Below are 16833 nucleotides of genomic sequence, written 5' to 3'. Positions count from 1 at the left end.
CATGTATTATATTTATATACAAAAAAATTTATGAGGTGACAGGTTATGGCGAAGGAAACAAAAAAAGATTCGTACGTAGCTTACGTTGCGAGTTATACTTCAGGTTCTAAGGAAAACTACGGTATTCGTATCTATGATGTAGATATGAAGAACGGAAGATTGACAGAGAAGGAGAAGGTAAAAATCACCAATTCTTCTTACATTGTTCTGTCACACAGCAGAGAGACACTATATTCGATTACAGATGCCGGTGTTGAGGCTTATCACATTGAGGATGACGGTAGCCTTACAATTCTCAACAAGGCATCAATTAATGGTATGCGTGGCTGTTATATCAATATGGATCAGCATGATAAGTTTCTTGTATGCGCAGGATACCATGATGGTAAGGTTACTATTCTGGAGCTTAAGGAAGATGGAAGTATCGGGAAGATTACCGATGAGAAATTCCATAAGGGGCTTGGCACAATAGCAGGTAGAAACCATACACCACATGTTCAATGCATAAAAGTGACCAAGGATAATAAATATCTTCTTGCTGCTGATCTTGGTATGGACCGTGTCAATGTATACAGATTCGATACTGAAAACGGTAAGATTTCCGATATCGATGTTATTCACTGCGATCAGGAATCATCACCCAGACATATGCAGTTTTCACAGGATGGTAAATTCCTTTACGTCGTATTTGAGCAGCAGTGCAGCATCAATGTTTATCAGTACACAGAGGAGAAGGGACTTCCTTCCTTTGAAGAGATTCAGTCAGTACAGAATTCGGAAGAACAGGATACAATCGGTGTTGCCAGCAGTGCTCTTAAATTCTCCGATGATTACAATTATCTTGTAAGCTCTGTTGCGGGCGAAAACAATGTAATTGTTTATAAGGTTGATAAGGAAACCGGTCTATTAACAAAGAAGATCGAACTTCCTATTTCCGGAGAGTATCCAAAGGATGCATGTCTGTTCCCTGATAACAAGCATTTGGTATCACTTAATCAGGAATCAAGTACAATGACTTTCTTCAATATAAATTTTGATAAGAATACACTTGTTATGAACGGTCCCGAAATGAAAGTTGACCGTCCCAACTGTATTGTTTTCCATAAACTTGGGGAGAGAGTAAAGGTTAGGGATAATTAATTATTTGTAATCCAAAAGCAGCCGGTATACATAGTATACCGGCTGTTTTTTAGCGCGTGTAAAAGTCGGTCAGGTAGGAAACTCTTGAGTGCATGTTGGACATGAGAAGATCCAGGATGGTAAAGGCACACATGCATTCAACCACTACAACCGCACGGGGGACAATAACAGGGTCATGGCGACCTTTTATATTAATTTCTATTTCTTCATTTTCTTTATTTATAGTTTGCTGAGTAGAAGAAATACTGGGTGTGGGTTTTATATGTGCACGGAGGAGAATATCTGTCCCATCGCTCATTCCGCCAAGTATTCCGCCGGAATGGTTAGTTTTTTTTGAGACCTTATCCCCATTCATGCAAAAGACATCATTATTACCGGAACCGAAAGCTGAGGATACAAGTACACCATCTCCGATTTCGACAGCTTTTACAGCGCCTATGCTCATAACAGCCTGAGAAAGGAGAGCATCAAGCTTATCAAAGACGGGCTCACCGATACCGGCCGGCATCCCTGTGATTTTGCATTCAATTACTCCGCCTACGGAATCACCTTTTTCCCGACAGTTAACAATAAGATCGGTCGCTTTTTTATCAGCTTCGGCATCAGGCATAGCTGTTATGGAATTTAAAATTTGAGCTCGGTCGAATTTAGAATCATCGATAGCAACATTACCGATGGATCTGGTATAAGCATATACATCTATTCCCAACTGCGAAAGTAGCTTATGACATATTGCCCCTGCAGCAACACGGCCGATAGTTTCACGTCCCGAACTTCTGCCGCCACCTCTGTAGTCTCTGAAACCATATTTTTTATCAAAACCATAATCTGCGTGACCCGGTCTGTAGTATCCGGCAATCTCGGAATAATCCGCAGATATCTGTGATGTATTCTCAACCATCAAAGAAATCGGTGTTCCGGTGGTTTTTCCTTCAAATATTCCTGAAAGGATTTTTACTGAATCATTTTCTTTTCTTGGGGTAGTGACTTTCGAAGATCCGGGCTTCCTTCTGTCAAGAAATGACTGTATATCGCTTTCGGAAAGTTCAAGACCGGCAGGAAAACCGTCTAAAACGACACCCAGTGCGGCTCCGTGAGATTCCCCCCAGGTTGTCATTGAAATGTTTTTACCGAATGTAGATCCGCTCATAAATTATGTCCTTCTTCTCTTTTTTTGAAATTATTTTTCTTTATTTTACACATATTTTGAAACAAAACAAACAAAAAACCTTGATTTTATGATGAAAATGTGGTATTTCTTAAAATATTCTTAACTTTTTGTTTAAATATTATGCAAAAGTGCTAAAATAGAAATGAATATTTTTTTATGAGGTTGGTATGTAATGCGTGCAAATAGTTTACAGATGGGACCGACGTTCCGGGATAAGTTAATGGAACAGGTTCGCTCGTTTAACCGAAAGCACAAGAAATTAAAATTTTTTGGGATGTTTTACGCGATGGTAGTATTACTTTTTTATAACATTGGGCTTCATTTTTGCCACAATGTTAAAAGGTATACATGCCTTGCAAGCATTTTGTTTTTCTTTATCGCCAGCAGTAGTTTTACTTATCCGGATGCAATTAGTCTTAACGTCAGCTTTATTTCGGATTTTGATAAAGAGGCGGAGCAGAAAGAGTATTATACTTTGGATTCACTCGAGGCTGTTTCTTCAGAATCAGAAGCAGAGCTTGCTTCGAATACGCCTGTTGATAAGGATAAGATCATTGAGGAAGAGGATAACGGACTCTCCGAGGATCAGGAGCTTGCACAGGGATTTGTACTTGCTAATCAGATAGATGATTTAGATGATTCTGAGGATGATTTTAAAGAGACAGAGGATTCTTCGGAAGTATCGTTTGACAAAACAGACTGGAAATTGATTCTTGTAAATAAACAGCATCCTATACCGGAGGGTTACGAATTCCCCTTTGGTGATATAAATGAATCAATGCATTGTGATAAGAGGGTTATTTCACCCCTTATGGCGATGATTAAAGATGCTGCAAATACAGGAATAAACCTGGCAATTTGTTCTCCTTTCAGAGACAATGATCGTCAGGAGGGGCTGTTTTCCAGGAAAATAAATAATTACCTTGAGGCAGGGCTTTCATACAAGGATGCTTATAATGTAACATCGCAGGCAGTTACCGTACCCGGAGCCTCTGAGCACCAGATAGGGCTTGCATTTGACATTGTTTGTGGGACTTACTACAGTCTGGATGAAGGATTTGGCGATACTGCTGCAGGTAAATGGCTTGCGGATAACAGTTATAAGTATGGCTTTATCGTAAGATATCTTAAAGGCAAGGAAAACATTACAGGTATCGAATACGAGCCATGGCATTTCAGATATGTTGGTGTCGATGCTGCTACGATAATGCATGAGCAGGACCTTTGTCTGGAAGAATTTTGGGATATGTATTTGTATGATTGATTTTTTGGGGCTGTTGCAATATAATGCAACAGCTTCCATTTTTATATAAAAAGATGTTATTTCATGAAGCGGAAGGGTAATGAATGTATAAGATTTTAAAACAGGAAGGAATGGCTAAGAGAGCCAGCTTCGAAACAGTTCACGGCAAAATCGAAACGCCGGTTTTTATGAACGTTGCGACCGTTGCTGCCATTAAAGGAGCAGTATCCACAGAAGATCTTGAGCAGATTGATACACAGGTAGTTTTGTCCAACACCTATCATCTTCATCTGCGTCCGGGTGATGATGTTATCTATAAGATGGGTGGACTGCATAAATTTATGAGCTGCAATAAGCCTATCTTGACCGATTCAGGAGGATTTCAGGTTTTTTCTCTTTCTGAGAACAGAAGAATTAAGGAAGAGGGAGTATACTTCAGATCGCATATTGACGGACATAAGCTTTTTATGGGACCGGAAGAGAGTATGAGGATACAGTCACATATAGCTTCTACTATTGCGATGGCGTTTGATGAGTGTCCCTCAGCACGTGCTGATCATGACTATGTAAAGTTTTCCGTGGACAGAACCACCAGATGGCTTAAGCGTTGTCAGAATGAGATGAAGAGACTTAATTCTCTTCCGGATACAATAAATAAGGATCAGCTTTTGTTCGGAATAAATCAGGGTGCCATATTTGATGACCTCAGAATTGAACATGCTAAGAGAATCTCAGAGATGGAGCTCGATGGTTATGCTGTAGGTGGCCTTGCGGTAGGTGAGACGCATGAGGAGATGTACCATGTTCTTGATATTGTAACAGATCATTTACCTAAGAATAAGCCTACATATCTTATGGGAGTCGGTACTCCGGCCAATATCCTGGAGGCAGTTGACAGAGGAATTGATTTCTTTGACTGTGTTTATCCCAGTCGAAACGGAAGACATGGACATCTTTACACAAAGAGAGGCCATATTAATCTTCTTAATGCTCAATATGAATTGGATGACAGACCGATTGAAGAGGGATGTAATTGTCCTGCCTGCAGAAGATATTCAAGAAGTTATATAAGACACCTTCTTAAATCCGGCGAGATGCTGGGAATGAGACTGTGTGTTCTTCATAATCTGTATTTCTATAATCATCTTATGGAGGATATCAGAAGTGCCCTTGATGAGGGAAGATATAAAAAGTTTAAAGAAGAAACCCTTGATGCCATGAAGGAATTCGATAAGGATGAACCAATAGAAAGGTATGATATAGCAAAAGGTTGGAAAAAGGGTTAAAAAGTATACTTGTTTTAAAGTGGTATTAATTGTAAGATTATTCATATGCTTACAAAGCTAGTAAAAAGGATATTTGGAGGTTGATATGAGTTTTGTTAACACTATGGCTCTCGAAAGTACCGGTGCAGCAGGCGGAGCCGGCGGTATGTTGATCATACTTGTTTATGTTGCTATTTTTGCGGTTCTGTATTTTATTATGTACCGTCCTCAGAGAAAGGAACAGAAGCAGAAAGCACAGCTCCTTTCACAGCTCGCTGTAGGAGACAGCGTACGTACTACAGGAGGATTTATCGGAACTGTTATCGATATTGATGATGAGTCATCAACAGTTATCGTTGAGTTTGGTAACAACAAGAATTGCCGCATTCCCATGGTTAAAGATGCTATTGTAGAGGTTGAAAAGCCTGAGGATGCTGTAAAGGATAATTCAAAAGAAGAAAAATCCAAGTAAAAAGAAGACTTGTTTTTAAGTCTGCATTATAAAGTGGCAGCCGGCGGAACAAAAATTTTTGCCGGCTATCATTATAATATGGGGAGAAATGATTATGAAAATGGGGATAACATGTATTCCTGGTGACGGAATCGGTCCGGAAATCGTAGCAGAAGCCAAGAAAGTACTTAATAAAGTCGCTGAAGCTTATGGACATGAGTTTGTTTTTACGGACGTTCTGATGGGCGGAGCATCGATTGATGCATACGGATCACCACTTACAGATGAAACTATCGAAACTTGTAAACAGGCTGATGCTGTTCTCATGGGTTCAATCGGTGGAAATACTTCCACTTCACCCTGGTATAAGCTTGAGCCATCTCTCAGACCTGAAGCCGGACTTCTTAGGCTTCGTAAATCCTTGAATCTTTTTGCAAATTTAAGACCTGCTTTCTTGTATCCAGAGTTAAAGGATGCATGTCCTCTTAAATCAGAGACTTCTGAAAAAGGCTTTGATCTTTTAATAATGCGCGAACTTACTGGCGGACTGTATTTTGGTGAAAGATACACAAAGGAAGTAGATGGTGAGATGGTTGCAACCGATACTCTCGTTTACACTGAGAGCGAGATTAGAAGAATAGCTATTAAAGCCTTTGATGTTGCGATGCTGCGCTCCAAAAAGGTAATCAGTGTTGATAAGGCTAATGTTCTTGATTCCTCGAGGCTTTGGAGAAAGGTTGTCGAGGAGGTTGCGAAGGATTATCCGGAAGTGGAACTCTCACATATGCTTGTAGACAACTGTGCTATGCAGCTGGTTAAGGATCCTTCTCAATTTGATGTTGTACTTACAGAGAATATGTTTGGAGATATTCTTTCTGATGAAGCCAGCATGGTTACCGGATCCATAGGAATGTTACCAAGTGCTTCACTTAATGAGACGAGCTTTGGATTATATGAGCCAAGTCATGGAAGTGCACCTGATATTGCCGGAATGGATATTGCAAATCCTATTGCAACCATTCTTTCAGCTGCCATGATGCTTAGATATACATTTAAACTTGAGAAAGAAGCGGACAGCATCGAAAATGCTGTAAAAAAAGCTCTTGAAGAGGGCTATCGTACTTCTGATCTTATTCGCGCCGGCGAAAATATAAGTGAAGATAAAAAGTGCGGATGCAGGAAGATGGGAGATATAATTGCTTCGAGAATCAACTGAACCTGAAGATAAAACTTTATACGATTATCTGCCCCAGGAACCGATAGATATGGTTGTGGTTCTCTCTATAATAGCAATGGCTTTTTACTATATTTGGAGGGCCACTTATCTAACCCCCTGGTATGATGAGCTCTATACATATTATTATTTTATAAGCAGAGGGCCGGTATATTCCGCTATCCACTGGCCACTTCCCAACAATCATGTTGGATATTCTGTTCTGTCATCACTGCTCAATACATTTGGCAACTCATATATAGGGCTGAGGGGAATATCATTTCTTTGCGCTGTTTTTAATCCGTATCTTGTATACAGACTGAGCAGAAGGTTTTTGGAAGATTGCTATGCGTATGGCGCAATGCTTCTTTTCTTTTCCTGCATGCTGGTTAATGACCTGTCAATACAGGGGAGAGGGTATACTCTGGCCTGTACATGCTTTTTGATTACTCTGCGACAACTTACGATTATATGCAGATCGGAGGAATTTAAACTTCCCGATTACATTGTCTTTGGTTTTGCATTAATACTTGGTTTATATACATTACCGAGTAGTATTTACTGGGTGATACCATCCTGCCTTGCTGCCGGAATATTTCTTTTGGTAAATGGATACAGGACTTATGATTATCGTGATTCTATATGGAAGACAAGATACTTTAAAAGACTGAAAAACTGTATTATTACAGGCCTTATTTCAGCTGTAATTGTATTTTGTCTGTACCTGATAATATGGCTTGCTGTCGGTTCAAATCTTCTGGTAAAGGATGAAGCGGGGCAATTCTTTGGGATGTCTCATACTAAGCTTATATTGTCACATCCTTTTGCTACGGTGCGGGAAGGCCTTAATTATATGCTTTCTCAGCCATATATTCAGAGTGTGAGCAGAACCGGATACTTCACCAGTTTTGCCAGCTGGACTAAATCCTTAAGCGGACTTATGTTTCCGGGATTCGGCATAGTGACTCTTTTGATTTCAATATGTGCACTGATAATACTGATTGCCGAGTGTGTCAGACATTTTGAAAACAGCAGAACTATATTTAATCTTTTGATGATTTTTAATATAATGGGCTATCCCATTATACTGATCATTCAGGCTAAACTCCCTTATTACAGGGTGTTTTCCTATGTGGGTGTTCTTACTGCAATTGCATATGCGTTTGTACTTGAACATCAGAGCACAATGCTGAGATATTTTTTAAGAAAAAACGAGAATGCCGGGTCTCTAAGAGCTATGATCAAATGGGTGCCGGTAATAGCTATGATAGTTTTCTGCGTGGTTCTTATGCTGAAACCGGAATATCACAGCCAATATGGCATTCGTGAGACGAATTGTTATAATGCTTTGTATATAGCTCATCCGTCTCAAAAAAAGAATATCTGCGTCCTTGATTGTGATCAGCAATACTTGCTTAAGTTTGGTTGGAATATTGAATGTGAAAATTCAGATGTTACAGACTGTGATTATATTCTTGTTGACAGAGATATGATGACAGAAGGGTATACTGGGGAGGATAGCTGGAAGTTTTATGCGAATTATGAATCTTTACCCTGGGACTATATAAATGCCAATTATTTTATTTTTTATGAAAATGAAGACTTTGTTCTTTACAAAAGATAGGAGGTTATTATGAACAGTGATCGCGTAATGGAAGGACTTCAACAGGCACCTCACAGAAGTCTGTTTAATGCACTTGGTTTTACTGCTGAGGAGAGGAAAAAGCCTCTTATCGGTATTGTCAGTTCTCAGAGTGATATTATTCCCGGACATATGGAACTTGACCGAATTGCCCAGGCGGTAAAGCTTGGCGTTGCGGAAGCCGGCGGAATGCCTGTTATTGTACCTGCAATAGCAGTATGTGACGGTATTGCAATGGGACATATCGGAATGAAATACTCACTTGTTACAAGAGATCTTGTTGCGGACAGCACCGAGTGCCTTGCTATGGCACACGCTTTTGATGGTATGGTAATGATACCCAACTGTGACAAGAACGTTCCCGGACTTCTTATGGCTGCTGCAAGAGTGAATATACCTACTATTTTCTGTTCCGGCGGACCGATGATGGCAGGAAGGGTAGGAGGAAAAAAGAGATCCTTAAGTTCCATGTTCGAGGCAGTCGGAACCTATTCTGCCGGTAATATGACAGAAGACGAGCTTTCCGAATTTGAAGAAAAGGTTTGCCCTACCTGCGGATCTTGTTCAGGAATGTACACCGCAAACTCCATGAATTGTCTTACCGAAGCAATCGGAATGGGGCTTCGTGGTAATGGAACAATTCCTGCTGTATATTCGGCACGTATCAGACTTGCTAAGAAGGCAGGCTACCAGATAATGGAGCTTGTTAAAAACAATATCCGTCCAAGAGATATTATGACCAAGGAAGCTTTTGAAAATGCACTTGCTATGGATATGGCTCTTGGATGCTCTACGAACACCATGCTTCATATTCCCGCAATTGCGCATGAAGCAGGAATTGATATTGATATGGAGATGGCGAACGAGATTTCAGATCGCACTCCCAATCTTTGTCACCTTGCACCTGCAGGTCCTACATATATGGAGGATCTTAACGAGGCAGGCGGTATTTATGCTGTTATGGCTGAGCTTAACAAGAAGAACCTTCTTCACACCGATCTTATTACCTGCACAGGAAAGACTGTAGGAGAAAATATTGCCAATGTAAGAAATCTTGATCCGGAGGTTATCAGACCTATTGAGAATCCCTATATGCCAAATGGTGGAATAGCAGTCCTTAAAGGAAATCTTGCGCCTGATACCGGTATCGTAAAGAGATCTGCTGTAGTTCCGGAGATGATGGCTCATGAAGGACCTGCAAGAGTATTTGACTGCGAAGAAGATGCAATTGCTGCTATTCTTGGTGGTAAGATTGTAGCTGGAGATGTAGTTGTTATCAGATATGAAGGACCTAAGGGTGGCCCCGGAATGAGAGAAATGCTTAATCCTACATCCGCAATTGCAGGTATGGGACTTGGCTCTTCCGTTGCCCTTATAACAGATGGAAGATTCTCAGGAGCAAGCAGAGGCGCTTCCATTGGACATGTTTCACCGGAGGCAGCTGTCGGAGGACCTATAGCGCTTGTTCAGGAAGGCGATATTATTTCCATTGATATTAATAATAATAAGCTCGATGTTAAAATATCCGATGAGGAACTTGCAAAGAGAAAGGCACAGTGGAAGCCGAGACAGCCCAAGGTAACAACAGGATATCTTTCACGCTATGAAAAGATGGTTACCAGTGGTAACAGAGGCGCTATCTTAGAAATAAAGTAAAAGGAGCATAAGTATAATGCAGCTTACGGGAGCACAAATTGTCCTGGAATGCCTTAAGGAACAGGGAGTAGATACTGTTTTCGGCTATCCGGGCGGAACAATTCTTAATGTATATGATGAGCTTTACAAACAGCAGGATAAGATAAAACATATTCTGACTTCTCATGAGCAGGGAGCATCACATGCTGCCGACGGTTATGCAAGGTCAACGGGAAAAGTCGGTGTTTGTCTTGCAACCAGTGGCCCCGGTTCAACAAATCTTGTTACCGGTATTGCTACCGCTTACATGGATTCTGTTCCAATGGTTGCTATTACCTGTAATGTAAATCTTCCGCTGCTTGGAAAGGATACTTTCCAGGAGGTTGATATTACCGGGATTACAATGCCCATAACAAAGCACGGATATATTGTAAAAGATGTTAAAAAGCTTGCAGAAACCATAAGAAAGGCTTTTGATATCGCAAGAAGCGGCAGACCCGGCCCTGTTATTGTGGACATTACAAAGGATGTAACCGCAAATAAATGCGATTATAAGCCCCAAAAGCCTGTTCATAAAGAAAAACCTCTTAAATATACCGAAGATGATATTAAAACGGCTGTAAAGATGATTGAGCACGCCAAGAAGCCTTTTATATATGTGGGCGGCGGTGCGGTTATCTCCGGAGCTGATAAAGAGCTTCTTACTCTGGCTGAAAGGATTCAGGCACCGGTATGTGATACCCTTATGGGAAAAGGTGCTTTTAGCGGACATAATAGCCTTTATACGGGTATGATAGGTATGCATGGGACCAAAACCTCAAATTTTGGTGTAAGTGAATGTGATCTCCTCATTACCCTGGGAGCAAGATTCTCTGACAGAGTAATCGGTAATGCAAAGACCTTCGCCAAAAAGGCTAAGATACTTCAGATTGATATTGATGCTGCAGAAATAAACAAGAACATCAGGACAGACTTCTCCATCGTTGGTGATTTAAAAGAGGTACTCAGTAAAATTAATGATAAGCTTACTCAGCAAAATCATGCTGAATGGATATCGCATATAAAAGAGTACGAAAAGCAGTTTCCTCTTCGTTATGACAAGAAGGGACTTACATGTCCTTATGTTATAGAAACTCTTGATAAACTTACTGATGGTGAAGCAATCGTTTCAACCGATGTAGGTCAGCACCAGATGTGGACTGCCCAGTTTTACAAGTTTAAGCATCCGAGAACCTTCCTTACCTCAGGCGGCCTTGGAACTATGGGTTACGGACTGGGAGCGGCTATAGGTGCTAAGGTCGGAATGCCTGACAAGACTGTTGTTAATATAGCCGGTGACGGATGTTTTCGAATGAATATGAACGAACTTGCGACAGCAAGCAGATATGATATTCATGTAATAGAAGTTGTTATAAACAATCAGGTTCTTGGTATGGTAAGACAATGGCAGAATCTTTATTACAATCAGCATTATTCAAATACTGTTCTTACAGATAAGGTTGATTACTGTAAGGTTGCAGAAGGCCTTGGGTGCATGGCTATAAGAGTAAAGAAGAAGGATGAAGTTGAAGCTGCTCTTAAAAAAGCTCTTGCAGCGAAGGGACCTGTTCTCATCGATATAGCGGTTGACCCTGATGAGAAGGTATTTCCTATGGTTTCACCTGGCGGTTCTATCAGTGAAGCTTTTGATGAGAAAGACTTAGAGGATAAGGACAGAGCATAATTCTGTTCAGGGTAAGGTATGAATAAGCGGGGAATCTTATACACATTATTGGCTTTTTCCGTGTTATCGCTGATAGCGGTCTATCTGATGCTTGGGTTCTACTATAATGACACCTACGCATACGGAACATGGATAAATAATATTTATTGCACCGGAAAAACAGCGGAAGAAGCCAATACCGATCTTATAAATAACTCATACTACAGCGGAATGATTATATCTTCCGCTGAGGGTGAGAAATTCTTTATTGATGCAAATGCAATTGATTTCAAGGTTGATTATTACGATGAACTCAAAAAAATGCTAGATGACCAGAATCCTTTTGCGTGGGGAATCAATCTGTTAACTTCCAGAAGTAAAAAAATACCGGGAAATCCGACGTTTGATGAGAATAAACTTATGGACTTATTGTCTACCTGGGCTATTTTTGATGTGGAAAGATCGGATTCTTACGAATTAAAAAGCAATGATGAAGGTTTCTATCTTGAAGTGTGTGATCAGAAGACACCTAATTTCGACAAGTTCTACGAAAGTGTAAAAGAGGGATTTTACAATAAAGTCTATGAATTGGATCTTAGTAGTAATAAAGAGTTGTACGATGTAAGAACAATAACCGAAAATGATAAAGAATTAAAGGCACTTTATGATAAGATCGAGAGCGTTCAGAATATTAAAGCTTCAATCAAAATCGGCGAAAATTTGATGAAGGCAGATTCATCCGATTTAGCGGACTGGATTGTTAAAATTGATGAACTTGAAGAGGCCCGGGACGAAGATTTTGATGAGGAAAATCCCGGAAAAGGATTCTTCCTTGCCGGCGATAAGATGATTGAATTCCCGGATGAGGACTACAAGGTAGAAGAGGAATTCATAACCGATAAGGAAGGAAATCTTCTTCTTAGCTGCTCAAAAATCTATGATTTTGTTTGCGAGGGGCTAAGGAAATATGACACCAACAATTGTATAGAAAGATACCAGAAAGGCCAGAAAAGTACTATTTATGTAAGTGGTAACAAGAACGGAAAACTTTATGATGAAAAGCAGGAATTCGAGGATTTTGTAAACTCTGTGGAGGGCATGGGGCCTGCTGAAACCGAAATAACATTTCCGAACAAATCCTTTGCAATAGATGCAAAAGAGCTCGGGGATGAATATATTCTAGTTGATATGGGCAATCAGAGATTAAGATATTATAAGAACGGAAAACTAACCATTCAATATGATATAGTTACCGGTAATACTGCGCTTGGGCGTGGTACCCCGGTAGGGCTTTTTCATATATATAATAAAAGATATCATACGATTCTTCGCGGAGTGGATTATGCGTCCTACGTGAATTATTGGCTTGGAGTTAATAAAGGAATTGGAATTCATGATGCTACCTGGAGAAGCGAATTCGGCGGTGAGATATATAAACATTCAGGCTCACACGGATGTATCAATTCTCCTCTGGATCTCATGGAAAGACTTTATGAGCTCGTAGATGTTGGTGTGCCGGTCCTTTTATATTATTGATAAAGAATTAAAGCTTATAATAATTCGCAAAGAAGCAGCGAAGATATTCCGCTTTTTTATTGCTTATCAGTTTAATAGAAGATTTGTTTTTAAGAGATAAAAATGATGTCCGTGTGACATCATTTTTTATTTTAGAATTATTAAATAACATTAATTATTGAATATATAGTTGACAAAAAAATATTTCTATATAGAATAGTATTAACACTTTGAAAAAGTAAAGTGTAAAAGTGTGAAAAAAATTTTTGTATTTTTGGAAAAAACAGGAGGAAAGAAACAGTGTCACGAGTTTACAATTTTAGTGCAGGTCCGGCAGTACTTCCGGAAGAGGTTTTGAAGCAGGCAGCGGCAGAAATGCTTGATTATAACGGTTGCGGTATGTCCATCAATGAGATGAGTCACAGATCAAAAACGTTTGATCAGGTTATTCAGACAGCTGAACAGGATATCAGAGATCTTATGAATATTCCGGACAACTATAAGGTTTTATTCCTCCAGGGAGGTGCTAGCCAGCAGTTTGCAGCTGTTCCGATGAACCTTATGCAGAACAAAAAGGCGGCATATATTGTTACTGGTCAGTGGGCTAAGAAGGCCCTTGCTGAGGCTAAAAAGTACGGCGATGCTGTAGAGGTTGCATCAAGTGCAGACAAGACTTTCTCATACATTCCGGATTGCTCCGATCTGGATATTCCAGAAGATGCAGATTATGTATATATCTGTGAAAATAACACAATTTACGGCACAAAGTTTAAGAAGCTTCCCAATACTAAGGGACATATCCTTGTTTCGGATGTATCTTCATGCTTCCTTTCTGAGCCTGTAAATGTAAATGATTACGGGGTTATCTATGGCGGTGTTCAAAAGAATGTAGGTCCTGCCGGTCTTGTAATTAGTATTATCAGAGAAGACCTCATTAGAGATGATGTTCCTGATTTCGTTCCTACGATGCTTAAGTGGAAGACACAGGCAGACAACGGTTCTCTTTACAATACTCCCAACTGCTGGGCAATTTATATGTGCGGACTGGTATTCAAGTGGCTTAAGTCTCAGGGCGGCCTTGTAGAGATGAAGAAGAGAAATGAGGAGAAGGCTGCAATTCTCTATGATTTCCTTGATAACAGCAAGATGTTCAAGGGTACTGTAAGGCCTGAAGACAGATCACTTATGAATGTTCCTTTCGTTACAGATTCTGATGATCTCAATGCAAAATTCATCGCAGAGGCTACAGCTAACGGCCTTGTAAGTCTTAAGGGACACAGAAGCGTAGGCGGAATGCGCGCAAGTATCTACAATGCTATGCCAAAGGAAGGCGTACAGAAGCTAGTAGACTTCATGGAAGCATTTGAGAAAAATAATGGTTGATCGGATCATAGATAAAGGAGAATAAAATGTTTAAATATAAGTGCCTTAATCCTATTGCAAAGGTTGGATTAAACAATTTCACAGATCAGTATGAAGTAGTAGATAATATCGATGATGCAGATGGTGTACTTGTAAGAAGTGCCAATATGAACGAGATGGAGTTTTCCGAGAATCTCCTTGCTATCGCAAGAGCAGGTGCCGGAGTCAACAATATTCCCGTAGATCGCTGCGCTGAGGAAGGCATTGTTGTATTCAATACACCCGGAGCAAATGCTAACGGTGTAAAGGAAATGGTAATTGCAGCTATGCTCATCGCTTCCCGTGATATCATCGGTGGAGTTCAGTGGGTAAGTGCAAATGCGGGTGACCCTGAAATAGCAAAACTTACAGAGAAGACAAAGAAAAAGTTTGCAGGTACTGAGATTGCCGGTAAGAAGCTCGGAATTATAGGCCTCGGAGCTATTGGTGTAAGAGTGGCAAATGCTGCCAGAAATTTAGGTATGGATGTTTATGGTTATGATCCGTATCTTTCTGTTGATGCTGCATGGAGCCTTTCCTCTGATGTTAAGCATGTTACTAACGTCGATGATATTTATTCAAAGTGCGATATTATAACAATTCATGTTCCTGCACTTGAAAATACAAAAGGCATGGTTAACGCCGAAGCTATAGCTAAGATGAAGAAGGGTGTTATCCTCATCAACCTCGCAAGAGATATTCTTTGCAACGAGACAGATGTTCTTTCAGGAATCAATTCAGGAAAAATCAGAAAGTATGTTACTGACTTCCCGAATACTGTTACCGCAGGTCATGATGGCTGTATTGTTATTCCTCACCTTGGCGCTTCAACAGAGGAATCAGAGGATAACTGCGCAGTGAAAGCTGTTCTTCAGATGAAAGATTACCTAGAGAACGGTAACATTGTAAATTCAGTAAATATGCCTCGCTGTGAGCAGGGTATCTGCACAAGTCCCAGATTTGCAATCATTCATAAGAATGTTGCAGGTATGATCGGTAAATTTACACAGGTTCTTGGTAATGATGGATTCAATATTTCAAATATGACCAATAAATCCCGTGGTGATTACGCTTATACCATCATCGATGTAGAGAGCACCATTTCTGATGAAATTACTGATAAACTCAAGAATATCGAAGGCGTTATCAGAGTTCGTGTTGTCAGAAAAGATGTCTGAAACATAATCGAAAGGACCTTTATTTAAATGGCAGATATTAGAGCATTTGCGGCTTACAGACCAAGAGAAGATATAGCTGACAGGGTTGCGGCTCTTCCCTATGATGTGTACAACAGAGAAGAAGCAAGAGCAGAGGTTGTCAGGGAGCCCATGTCATTTCTTGCGATAGACAGACCTGAGACTCAGTTTCCCGAAGATTACGATATGTATTCTGAGGAAGTATACAGGAAGGCTCATGATATGCTGTGGGGGGAAATCGAGGACGGCACTTTTGTTCACGAGAGTAAACCATGCTATTACCTCTACGAGCAGACTATGAACGGAAGGGTTCAGACTGGGATTGTTGCCTGCAGCTCAGTAAGAGACTACGACAATAATATAATTAAAAAGCATGAGAATACTCTTGCAAAAAAGGAAGCCGACAGAATTCACCATGTGGATACCTGTGATGCTCAGACCGGACCAATCTTTTTGTGCTACAGGGAAAACGAAGCAATCAGAGGTGTCATTAACAGAGTAAAAGGAGAAGATAAGCCTGTATATGATTTTGTTACCGCTGATGGAATAAAAAGCAGAGTCTTTATCGTGGATAATGAAAATGAGATAGACACCATAAAGACAGCCTTTGAGGGAATGGACAGCATATATATTGCTGACGGTCACCACAGATGTGCTTCCGCGGTAAAAGTCGCTAAAAAAAGAAGAGAAGCAGATCCGAATCCCACAGGCAATAAAGAATATGATTTCTTTTTATCGGTTCTTTTCCCTGACAGCGAGCTCATGATCATGGATTACAACAGAGTAATAAAAGACTTAAACGGTATGAGCGAGAGTGAGTTCCTTTCCAAAATATCGGAAAAATTTGATGTAAAGGAAGAGGCTGAAGCTGTTAAACCTTCAAGGAAATATGAAGTTGGCATGCTTCTTGGAGGAAAGTGGTACAGACTTTATACTCATGATGAAATAAAGAGCTCTGATGCTGTTGACGGGCTGGATGTCAGTGTGCTTCAAAATCAGGTACTGACGCCTCTTCTTGATATCAGTGACCCTAAGAATGATCCAAGAATTGATTTTGTTGGTGGAATCAGAGGACTATCCGAGCTTGAGAAGAGATGCAAAAACGACTGCGTTCTTGCTTTTTCCATGTATCCTACAGATATTCATGAGTTGTTTGCTGTAGCAGATGCAGGACGCCTTATGCCGCCTAAATCAACCTGGTTTGAACCAAAGCTGCTTAGCGGTTTGTTTATACATGCGATATAAAACTTAAAAGTTGC

Annotated in this window: 13 protein-coding genes; 12 read left to right on the top strand and 1 reads right to left on the bottom strand. The window is 40.3% G+C overall.

All coding sequences use genetic code 11. From position 1 onward, the window contains the following. The first annotated feature begins 45 nt into the window (after positions 1–45). Positions 46–1140 carry a lactonase family protein gene (locus BLR42_RS07405; protein WP_091867890.1) on the top strand — a complete coding sequence of 365 codons (1095 nt, stop codon included), beginning with the start codon at positions 46–48 and terminating at the stop codon, positions 1138–1140. 49 nt (positions 1141–1189) lie between these two features. Here the strand turns inward: BLR42_RS07405 and aroC are convergent, their stop codons facing one another. Then, positions 1190–2290: a chorismate synthase gene (aroC, locus tag BLR42_RS07400; RefSeq protein ID WP_091867888.1), complete on the bottom strand. Its 1101-nt coding sequence runs from the start codon at positions 2288–2290 to the stop codon at positions 1190–1192. Positions 2291–2597: 307 nt separating this feature from the next. On the opposite strand from aroC, the gene BLR42_RS07395 reads away from it, so the two are divergent. The 11 genes from BLR42_RS07395 to BLR42_RS07345 all read left to right on the top strand — a co-directional run bounded on the left by BLR42_RS07395 (position 2598) and on the right by BLR42_RS07345 (position 16819). Beyond that, positions 2598–3575 (top strand): M15 family metallopeptidase, encoded by a 978-nt coding sequence (locus BLR42_RS07395; protein ID WP_170832674.1) that lies wholly within the window; start codon positions 2598–2600, stop codon positions 3573–3575. 83 nt (positions 3576–3658) lie between these two features. Next, positions 3659–4840 (top strand): tRNA guanosine(34) transglycosylase Tgt, encoded by a 1182-nt coding sequence (tgt, locus tag BLR42_RS07390; protein WP_091867884.1) that lies wholly within the window; start codon positions 3659–3661, stop codon positions 4838–4840. A gap of 85 nt (positions 4841–4925) precedes the next feature. After that, on the top strand, positions 4926–5291 hold the full coding sequence (gene yajC, locus BLR42_RS07385; RefSeq protein ID WP_091867882.1) for a preprotein translocase subunit YajC: 366 nt from the start codon (positions 4926–4928) through the stop codon (positions 5289–5291). A gap of 94 nt (positions 5292–5385) precedes the next feature. Further along, positions 5386–6486, top strand: a complete 1101-nt coding sequence (leuB, locus tag BLR42_RS07380; RefSeq protein ID WP_091867880.1) for a 3-isopropylmalate dehydrogenase — start codon at positions 5386–5388, stop codon at positions 6484–6486. Further along, positions 6467–8107 carry a glycosyltransferase family 39 protein gene (locus tag BLR42_RS07375; RefSeq protein ID WP_091867878.1) on the top strand — a complete coding sequence of 547 codons (1641 nt, stop codon included), beginning with the start codon at positions 6467–6469 and terminating at the stop codon, positions 8105–8107. The genes leuB and BLR42_RS07375 overlap by 20 nt, the downstream gene beginning before the upstream one ends. A 9-nt stretch (positions 8108–8116) precedes the next feature. Continuing rightward, positions 8117–9781, top strand: coding sequence for a dihydroxy-acid dehydratase (gene ilvD / locus BLR42_RS07370; RefSeq protein WP_091867875.1), 1665 nt, complete (start codon positions 8117–8119; stop codon positions 9779–9781). A gap of 16 nt (positions 9782–9797) precedes the next feature. Further along, positions 9798–11483 carry a biosynthetic-type acetolactate synthase large subunit gene (gene ilvB, locus BLR42_RS07365; RefSeq protein ID WP_091867873.1) on the top strand — a complete coding sequence of 562 codons (1686 nt, stop codon included), beginning with the start codon at positions 9798–9800 and terminating at the stop codon, positions 11481–11483. 18 nt (positions 11484–11501) lie between these two features. Further along, positions 11502–12998, top strand: coding sequence for a L,D-transpeptidase (locus BLR42_RS07360; protein ID WP_091867871.1), 1497 nt, complete (start codon positions 11502–11504; stop codon positions 12996–12998). Positions 12999–13277: 279 nt separating this feature from the next. Next, positions 13278–14360, top strand: a complete 1083-nt coding sequence (serC, locus tag BLR42_RS07355) for a 3-phosphoserine/phosphohydroxythreonine transaminase (protein ID WP_091867869.1) — start codon at positions 13278–13280, stop codon at positions 14358–14360. Positions 14361–14386: 26 nt separating this feature from the next. Beyond that, positions 14387–15556, top strand: a complete 1170-nt coding sequence (locus BLR42_RS07350) for a phosphoglycerate dehydrogenase (RefSeq protein WP_022760029.1) — start codon at positions 14387–14389, stop codon at positions 15554–15556. Between the two features lie 27 nt (positions 15557–15583). Then, positions 15584–16819: a DUF1015 domain-containing protein gene (locus BLR42_RS07345; RefSeq protein ID WP_091867866.1), complete on the top strand. Its 1236-nt coding sequence runs from the start codon at positions 15584–15586 to the stop codon at positions 16817–16819. The last annotated feature ends 14 nt before the right edge of the window (positions 16820–16833 follow it).

It is taken from the genome of Butyrivibrio sp. INlla16 (assembly GCF_900104155.1).
GTDB lineage: Bacteria > Bacillota > Clostridia > Lachnospirales > Lachnospiraceae > Butyrivibrio.
Note: the sequence above shows the minus strand (reverse complement) of the source record. Positions and strands in the feature narration are given on the sequence as shown.

Bases quoted from the DNA above. Each gene is read 5' to 3' on its own strand.
- BLR42_RS07350 (WP_022760029.1), top strand. From the start codon at position 14,387: ATGTTTAAATATAAGTGCCTTAATCCTATTGCAAAGGTTGGATTAAAC.
- BLR42_RS07345 (WP_091867866.1), top strand. From the start codon at position 15,584: ATGGCAGATATTAGAGCATTTGCGGCTTACAGACCAAGAGAAGATATA.
- BLR42_RS07360 (WP_091867871.1), top strand. From the start codon at position 11,502: ATGAATAAGCGGGGAATCTTATACACATTATTGGCTTTTTCCGTGTTA.
- aroC (WP_091867888.1), bottom strand. From the start codon at position 2,290: ATGAGCGGATCTACATTCGGTAAAAACATTTCAATGACAACCTGGGGG.
- BLR42_RS07395 (WP_170832674.1), top strand. From the start codon at position 2,598: ATGGTAGTATTACTTTTTTATAACATTGGGCTTCATTTTTGCCACAAT.
- ilvD (WP_091867875.1), top strand. From the start codon at position 8,117: ATGAACAGTGATCGCGTAATGGAAGGACTTCAACAGGCACCTCACAGA.
- ilvB (WP_091867873.1), top strand. From the start codon at position 9,798: ATGCAGCTTACGGGAGCACAAATTGTCCTGGAATGCCTTAAGGAACAG.
- BLR42_RS07405 (WP_091867890.1), top strand. From the start codon at position 46: ATGGCGAAGGAAACAAAAAAAGATTCGTACGTAGCTTACGTTGCGAGT.
- tgt (WP_091867884.1), top strand. From the start codon at position 3,659: ATGTATAAGATTTTAAAACAGGAAGGAATGGCTAAGAGAGCCAGCTTC.
- yajC (WP_091867882.1), top strand. From the start codon at position 4,926: ATGAGTTTTGTTAACACTATGGCTCTCGAAAGTACCGGTGCAGCAGGC.
- leuB (WP_091867880.1), top strand. From the start codon at position 5,386: ATGAAAATGGGGATAACATGTATTCCTGGTGACGGAATCGGTCCGGAA.